Annotated in this window: 6 protein-coding genes; 2 read left to right on the forward strand and 4 right to left on the reverse strand. The window is 51.6% G+C overall.

Features of this window, described 5'->3' with window-relative positions; genetic code table 11:
* Window positions 1–155: 155 nt before the first annotated feature.
* A complete protein-coding gene (locus tag A3842_RS06040; protein WP_074100777.1) occupies window positions 156–2,981 on the reverse strand; it encodes a glycoside hydrolase family 3 protein in 2,826 nt (941 codons plus the stop codon).
* A gap of 146 nt (window positions 2,982–3,127) precedes the next feature.
* Complete coding sequence (locus tag A3842_RS06045) at window positions 3,128–4,009, reverse strand: helix-turn-helix domain-containing protein (protein WP_074100778.1); 882 nt, start codon at window positions 4,007–4,009, stop codon at window positions 3,128–3,130.
* Between the two features lie 135 nt (window positions 4,010–4,144).
* On the opposite strand from A3842_RS06045, the gene A3842_RS06050 reads away from it, so the two are divergent.
* The gene (locus A3842_RS06050) at window positions 4,145–5,359 is read left to right on the forward strand and encodes a sugar efflux transporter (protein ID WP_074100779.1); all 1,215 of its coding nucleotides are present in this window, start codon (window positions 4,145–4,147) and stop codon (window positions 5,357–5,359) included.
* 15 nt (window positions 5,360–5,374) lie between these two features.
* Window positions 5,375–5,779 (forward strand): LytR/AlgR family response regulator transcription factor, encoded by a 405-nt coding sequence (locus tag A3842_RS06055; RefSeq protein ID WP_074100780.1) that lies wholly within the window; start codon window positions 5,375–5,377, stop codon window positions 5,777–5,779.
* Between the two features lie 460 nt (window positions 5,780–6,239).
* Here A3842_RS06055 and A3842_RS06065 read toward each other — a convergent pair whose 3' ends face one another.
* Window positions 6,240–7,034 carry an SDR family oxidoreductase gene (locus A3842_RS06065; protein WP_074100782.1) on the reverse strand — a complete coding sequence of 265 codons (795 nt, stop codon included), beginning with the start codon at window positions 7,032–7,034 and terminating at the stop codon, window positions 6,240–6,242.
* Window positions 7,031–7,354, reverse strand: coding sequence for a DUF1330 domain-containing protein (locus A3842_RS06070; RefSeq protein ID WP_074087076.1), 324 nt, complete (start codon window positions 7,352–7,354; stop codon window positions 7,031–7,033). Before A3842_RS06070 ends, A3842_RS06065 begins: the two co-directional genes overlap by 4 nt.
* Between the last annotated feature and the right edge of the window lie 82 nt (window positions 7,355–7,436).

The following is a 7,436-nucleotide window of genomic DNA, read 5'->3' on the forward strand; positions in this document are numbered from 1 at the left end:
GGCGGAGACTGAATCCAGGCACATCTTAAGAACCCGCTGGCGCAGCGATGCAGCCAGCGGGTTCTTTTTACGTCTGGATTTCTGCTATTTGAACATGCCAAAGACCCCGCATCCTCTGAATCATCAGAATATACGGGGCCATTGCTGTGTTCCTTCTATGCGCTAAAATGGAAGCGGCTCAGCAGAACCTCGCCTCTAAAGATCAAATACACATCCGTATTTCCTGCTTCCATAATTACAGGAACGGACAGGCTTTTCCACTCCTGGAGGGTGCCGCCTGCCGGAATTACCAGCGTACCTGCCAATTTCCCCGCCGGGCCTCCGGTTCTGATCTCCACACTGCCGCCCTTGGCGGAGGATACTAGACCCTGGAACTCTCCTGCTCCCTGTGCGAACGCTGCATCCTTGAAGGCAATCCATGCTCCGTCCGCTGTAGGGTGAATGGATGCGCCGCCCGCCTTGCATTCATCCAGAAACACTTTTTCATAGTCATCGTAGTTCTCGGCTTTAACTGTATGATACAGGTCACGCGGTGGAACCGTTTCGCCCTGTACTTGCACGCGTCCGGTCAGCTGAATATCGCCCGAGGAACGGCCAATTAAGATCTCGTACTCGCCGGTTTCCACACAATATTGCTCCCGCGTCACATCCCAGAAAGCCAGCTCCGCCACCGGTAAAGTAAAGGCTACCGTCTGTGTTTGCCCGGCAGCAAGATGAATCTTCTCGAAACCCTTAAGCTGCTTCAGGGGACGCTTCACCCGGGAGGACAAGGCGTGAATATAGAACTGAACTACCTCGTCACTTGCTACGGACCCTGTATTCTCAACGTCTACTGTCAGTTTAATGGTTCCATCCTGCTTCAAAAGCTCCTCCGCCAGCGACAGCTTGCGGTACACCACCTGTGCATAGCTTAAGCCATGACCGAACGGATACAGCGGCTCGCCGTCAAAGTACATGTAGGTTCTTTTGCCTTTGATAATATCGTAATCCATCAGGTCAGGAAGCTGATCCACGGAACGGTACCAGGTCATATTGAGCTTCCCTGAGGGGCTATAGTCGCCGAACAAGACATCTGCCACCGCATTGCCGAGCTCCTGCCCGCTGTGAGAGGTGTACAGGACGGACGGAATATTCTCATCTATCCATGTCGAAGAGATCGGGTAGCTTCCCACAATTACTACTACAGTATTGGGATTTGCCTCGTATACTGCCTTGACTAGACGTTCCTGCTCTTCAGGCAACAAAATATCCGGTCTATCGATTTCTTCTTTACCGTTCAAAAGCGGATGGTTTCCGACGAACACGACGGCGACCTCTGCGGCCTTGGCAGCTTGGACTGCCGCTTCCACCCCATTTACAATGACGGTCTTGTTAAATTCACGTGCCTGGGCAACGGCATCCTGATCACCAACCTGGAGTGTGCCATCCTCTGCATTGATAGAGATCAGCTTGTCATTCCACGTGCGCAGGCTCACGGCTCCCCCGTCTTCCGGCACCAGATTCAGCGATTCCTTCACGTACCAGCCATAGATTTCATCAGCAGAAGCCGTCAAGGTCTCCGAGTCGTTCAGTGTAACATACTGTCCCCGGCTTGTTGCTTCCAATGTATTGGCGGTCCAGCCCCAGGCTGTATGACGGAACAATTCCCCACGCTCCGGTACATCATGCAAGACAGCCAATCTTCCGTCTTCGCCGGTCATTCCTACTGCCTTGCCGCTAGCTGCCGAGGTCAGAATAATGCGGTCATCCCCGCTCTCAAAAGCAACCTGCTTCCCGGCCAGCTTCTTCGTCACACCCTGCAGAGGAGTCACACCGTAAGCTAATGTACCGGAGTACCAGTCTCTGAAAGCTTCATCCGCCAGCGGTCCGATAAGTGCGACCTTGGATAGCTCAGTCTTGCTGAGCGGAAGGGTGTTATTGTCATTTTTCAGCAATACGATGGATTGCTTCGCAGCTTCCAGGGACAGTTCACTGTGTTTCTTGCTGAGAATCACGGAATCATCGATGGCCGCATACGGATTGCCTTCCTCGGGATCGAATTCGCCTAGACGGAAACGGACGCGGAATGTATTGAAAAGCGCACGATCCAGATCCGCCTCGGTCAGCAGCCCTTCATTCAACGCCTGGTGAATGACCTTAATCGTCTCTTCCGTTTCTTCGGTCACACTGTCGATGCCGTTCTTAATCGATTCCGCCATGGACTGGGCGAACGATTCATAATACTTATGATCCTTCACAATCCCGAACAAATCTCCGGCATCGCTTACAATGAAGCCGTCCATTTCCCATTCGCCCTTCACAATCTCCATGACTGCCGGATGCAGGATTACTGGTACGCCATTCACTGAGTTGTACGCCGTCATCATCGACTGCGCGCCGCCTTCCTTGAAGGCAGGTTTGAAGGCTTCCAGATAATACTCGCGCATATTGCGCGGATCTATGCTGGAGGAAGCCACTCCACGGTCAATCTCATTGTTATTACCGAGGAAATGCTTAAGCGTTGCTACCGCTTTCAAATACTTGGGATGATCGCCTTGAATCCCCTTCACGAGCGAGGTGCTTAGACGGCCGGTCAGTTCCGGATCTTCACCATAGGCTTCTTCCGTTCTGCCCCAGCGCGGATCACGCTCCATATCCACTGTAGGCGCCCATAAGGTCAGGCCGTTGACCGTCGGATTTTTCCGGTAAAACGCTCTGGCTTCGTCGCCGATTGCTTCACCGATTCTCTGCAGCAGCTCCGGGTTCCAGGTGCAGGCCAGTCCGCTCGGCTGCGGAAAAGAAGTCGCTTTGCCCAGCCAGGAAATACCGTGCGCCCCTTCCGTACCGTGCTTATAGCCGCCTACTCCTAAACGTTCAATAGCTGCTTGATATTGGGGCATCAGACTTACCTTCTCATCCAGCGTTAATCTGGAGAGCAGGTCCTGTACACGTTCATTCAGCTGCAATTCAATTTGTTGAAAGGGTAATGTTGCGGATTCCATTGAGATGACACTCCTTTTGGTCTTTATGATAACGGTTTCAACTATCCTCCCCATCATAAAAGATTCCCGCAAGGAGCAACACCTGAATAATTGACATAAAAATCAGTTCATAATTAGAGATTCGGGTGGGGGACCCGCTCCCCCACTCAATTCGACAGGAACTTCCGCGCATCCGGCGAGACGCCGGAGAGGTTCTGGTCTCCGCTGGTGATAACATAGGTACCTTCCAGAATCGTCTCAGGCGGACGGCCCCGCACCTCCTTAGGCGTGACGCCGTATCTGGCCTTGAACACCTTGTGAAAATAAGAATACGTGCCGAACCCGCAGCTTCCGGCGATATTTTCCAGCCCCAAGTCGGTATAGCGGATGCGCTCCAGAGCGTTGGACAGCCTGATTTCCTGGGTATAGTGAATAATCGTATACCCTGTAAGCTTTTTGAAAAGATGCACAGCGCGGGAGACACTAAGCCCGGCCGCCGCTGCAACCTCCTCCACCCGCAGCGGGCGCAAGGCATGCTCGTTGATATACCGCTGCATCAGCAGCACCATTTCATTGGAACGCACCAGCGGGTCCTGGCGGGAAACGGACTCCTCCGAGAGGCGGTCGAGCGACAAGCATAAGGCGCACAGCAGATGCCGGATCAGCTCGGGATTGCCTTGTACAATCCGGTGCTGTTCGATGCTCAGCTGCTGCCATAGAGAGAGCATTCCGGCATCCAGATGGATCCGCTGCTGGATCGGGCGGGGCCGGGTCTTCCACCACTGTTCGATCCACGAACCTTCGCAGAGCAGATAATAATCCCCGCTCTCAATATTCCCGTCCATGGCCTCCACCTCTAAATGATAAAGCTCACCAGGGGGGTAGATCAGCAGATCGCCGGGCTCAATGACTTCCATTTTCCCCTTGACCAGCGCTCTGCAGCTGCCCATCACCTGCAGCCGAAACAGAAAGAAGGGCGGCGGCGTAAAGGATGTTTTGTAGGGCAGGGTATGAAAAGAGTACGCGCAGGCATGCAGCTTCAAATCCATAGTCTCACCGTCCCAGCCAAATAGTAGAGGTTTTCGAGCAGATAAAACATTCTTTAATCATCAACAATTATCTATACTATAACCAAATGAAAGATAAAGCTGCAAGCTGATTCTGAAGGAGACATTCCCGCCCCTATGTTGAACCGAACACGCAATCTTTTCCTGATCACAGGCTATCCTGTATTTTTGATCTGCATGATGCTGCAAGGGATGGCTATATCCATTAGCTCCCCATTTTTGGCTGTCTATTTCACAACTAAGCTGGGGGTATCGGCAGCTACCTTTGGTGTTTTTACGGCAATAACCATTATAAGCGGCGTATGGCTCAGCATGTCGATTGCCAAACGCTCGGACAGCGGGCTAAACCGCAAAAAACTGATGGTCACCGCCATGTTTTTCAATGCGCTAGCTTTTTCCGGATACCTCATTATTCATGAGTTTTATGGACTACTGTTGTTTATGACCGTATTCACGGCTCTCGGTGCCCCGGCCATGCCACAGCTCTTCGCCAGTGCACGGGAGGCTGTCAATGCCAGCAAATCCGCTGATCATGCCTTAGCCAATTCAACGCTTCGCTCGATGTTTTCACTGGGTTTTATCGTCGGTCCGCTGGTGGGCTCGGTTCTTATCCATTATTTTGGATTCCAGGGCATCTTCACGAGCACCACGCTGATTTTTATCTTGAATGCTATGTTAGCTCTTTTCTTCATAAAAGCTCCTGCCGCTCCGCCAAAAACCGTCAGACAGCAGCCCAAGCCCGTAAGATTGCATCAGAATCCCCGGGTCCTGGTTCCTTTTCTGGTGCTGACGCTGCTATATTCCGGGCATTGGATCAACAACCTGAACATTTCCCTGTTCATTACGGATACGCTTGGCGGGGATATGCAGAATGTCGCATCGGTATCCAGTATTTGCGCACTGCTTGAGATCCCACTGATGCTTGTACTGGGGCTATTGTCTGCTAAATATTCCGCCCGGCTGCTCATGGTCTGGGGAATTGCGCTGGGTGCAGCTTATTACATCGTCGTGCTGTTCTCAACTTCATTGTGGCAGATTCTCGCCGGACAGGTACTGCTGGCCTTCTTCGTAGCTGTTATCTCCGCTATCGGCATCAGCTATATTCAGGATTTGCTTCCCGATTTGCCGGGATATGCTTCAACACTGTATACGAATTCAACGACCATCGGCAGGCTGTTAGGAAGTCTGGCCGGAGGCGCAGCAGCACAGTGGTTCGGATACCGGAATGCCTATTGGGTATGTCTGCTGCTGGGCCTGCTCTCTCTGGCTTTGCTTGCACTCCCTCAACGTTTGACGGCAGAAGAGGGGACCCGTTCTACCAGCATCACATAACAGGAGGAACCTGCGATGAAAATTATACTTGTTGACGACAACCCTATTGTGCGCACTGAGCTTAAGCTGATGCTGGAGCAACTGCCTTTTGAATATGAAGCGATTCTGGAAGCGGCCTGTGATTCGCGGGCCATCCGGCTGATCGAACAGCATGAACCGGATCTTATTGTGACGGATGCCAAGCTGCTGATCAGCGAAGCCAGTGCGATAGAACGTGTGAATGGAAATCAGCCTCACGGCAAGATTGTTGTGACCAGCAGCCACGAATTTGTCCTGGATGCCTTTTGCAAAGGCGGCATGGATGCTCTGCTGAAACCTGTTGCCAAGGAAGAGCTGATGTACGTATTGCTTAGAGCGGCAAGCGCTACGGGGCATGAGAGTATGTATGATGAGCAGACGGGGGTTGCTCCGGCGGGGTAGTTGTTGTATGAAGAATAAGGCTACATGAAGAACTCTGCGTGAGATTCCTTAGACATTTCCAATAAAACAACTCCGATAATGAACAGGTTAATCATTATCAAACCAATAGTCTGGAATCTCCAATTTTTACGGGTGAATAATCGCGTGAATAGAAACCCTAGTGAGATTCCTTCCCCTATTAAATTCATGGGTAACAGTATAATAGACATAAGAGCCAATGACAGAATATATTCCGATATCAATCTTCCTATAACCAATAATCCAAACAGACCCAAAACATGCACCCAGGGCCACAGGACCAAGATTGTACTAATCTTGTTGGAATCCTTAATTAAAAATCATGAATAGCTCCTGCTTATAACAAAACAAAACCAGCCGTCACCGGCTGGTCTGCAGTAGTATACCTCCTATTCTACGACCGGGTTTCTACTTTATATCCTTGCAGCAAATCTTCCCCCAGTTACACCGTCGGAATCGTCCCTCCGTCAATCACATATTCACTGCCAGTAATCGAAGCAGCCCGGTCAGATACTAAGAAAGCCACTAACTCGCCAACCTCCTCAGGCAGTCCCGGACGGCCAAGAGGGATACCGCCCAGTGAATCCATCAACTGCTTCAGTGCAGCTTCCCGGCTTCCTGCCGCCTGGGCAATCCGTTCTATCATTGCTTCCGCCGCCTCAGTCTGGATAAAGCCCGGTGCTACGGTGTTAATGCGGATGCCACGCGGTGCAAATTCATTGGACAAGCCTTTGCTGTAGTTGGACAGCGCAGCTTTGGCAGCAGCATAAGCCAGTGTAGTTTCATACAGCGGCAAGCGTCTCTGAATCGAGGAAATATGTACGATGACACCGTAGCTCTGCTCCAGCATCAGCGGCAGGAGCCCGCGGTCCAAGCGGACGGCTGCAAGCAGATTCCAGTTCAAAGCCTGAAACCAGTCATCATCGGTCAGAACAAGCGCTCCGCCCGGAGGTGTGCTGGAACCTCCTACATTGTTCACCAGAATATCGATGCCGCCAAGCACTTCCTTCACCCCTCGGATGACCTTCTCCACCCCTTCAGTAGTAGCAATATCCGCTTGCACGAAAAGCTCTGGCTCCGGCAGACCGGCAGGCCGTGTACGGGCAGTCGTTAATACAGTTGCACCGCTTCCCGCCAGCCTTTTGGCAATGGCCTCCCCCATGCCCCGGGTACCTCCGGTCACCAGTACTCTTTTCCCTTCAAATTCATGTGCGGTATCCTTAAAAGCTATATTCATTTCTTATCCTCCTCTGAATGAGTTACCGCTGTGGAGACACCTTCAATGATAAACCCACGGTAGGTTCCGCCCCGAAGCCGATGCTGTACCGCATCTTGATACGCTGGACTATAATACCAGGCCTTGGCCTCCTCAAAGCTGGGAAACTCAAGAATAGCTGCTCCTTCCATAGCGGGGCCCTCTATCACTTCATGGGTCCCATACATGGCAAGCAGAGTTACGGGGTGGCCCGCCAGACCGCCAGGCGCTTTTTGTGAATAGATTCCGAGCTCTTCCGGATTTTGGCTTTGCTCGCGAATAAAGATGACAAATGCACTCATAGTTCTCCTCCATTCTTCTATTGAAGTGCCTGCTGATCTGCTACAGGAATAGTTTACACCGCCCCTTTATATAAGTATAATT

Source organism: Paenibacillus sp. P3E (genome assembly GCF_001909045.1).
Taxonomy (GTDB): Bacteria; Bacillota; Bacilli; order Paenibacillales; family Paenibacillaceae; genus Paenibacillus_AQ; species Paenibacillus_AQ helianthi.

What these genes read in the sequence shown, in the direction of transcription:
- A3842_RS06040 (WP_074100777.1), bottom strand. Translation starts at nt 2,981, where the DNA reads ATGGAATCCGCAACATTACCCTTTCAACAAATTGAATTGCAGCTGAAT.
- A3842_RS06045 (WP_074100778.1), bottom strand. Translation starts at nt 4,009, where the DNA reads ATGGATTTGAAGCTGCATGCCTGCGCGTACTCTTTTCATACCCTGCCC.
- A3842_RS06050 (WP_074100779.1), top strand. Translation starts at nt 4,145, where the DNA reads ATGTTGAACCGAACACGCAATCTTTTCCTGATCACAGGCTATCCTGTA.
- A3842_RS06055 (WP_074100780.1), top strand. Translation starts at nt 5,375, where the DNA reads ATGAAAATTATACTTGTTGACGACAACCCTATTGTGCGCACTGAGCTT.
- A3842_RS06065 (WP_074100782.1), bottom strand. Translation starts at nt 7,034, where the DNA reads ATGAATATAGCTTTTAAGGATACCGCACATGAATTTGAAGGGAAAAGA.
- A3842_RS06070 (WP_074087076.1), bottom strand. Translation starts at nt 7,354, where the DNA reads ATGAGTGCATTTGTCATCTTTATTCGCGAGCAAAGCCAAAATCCGGAA.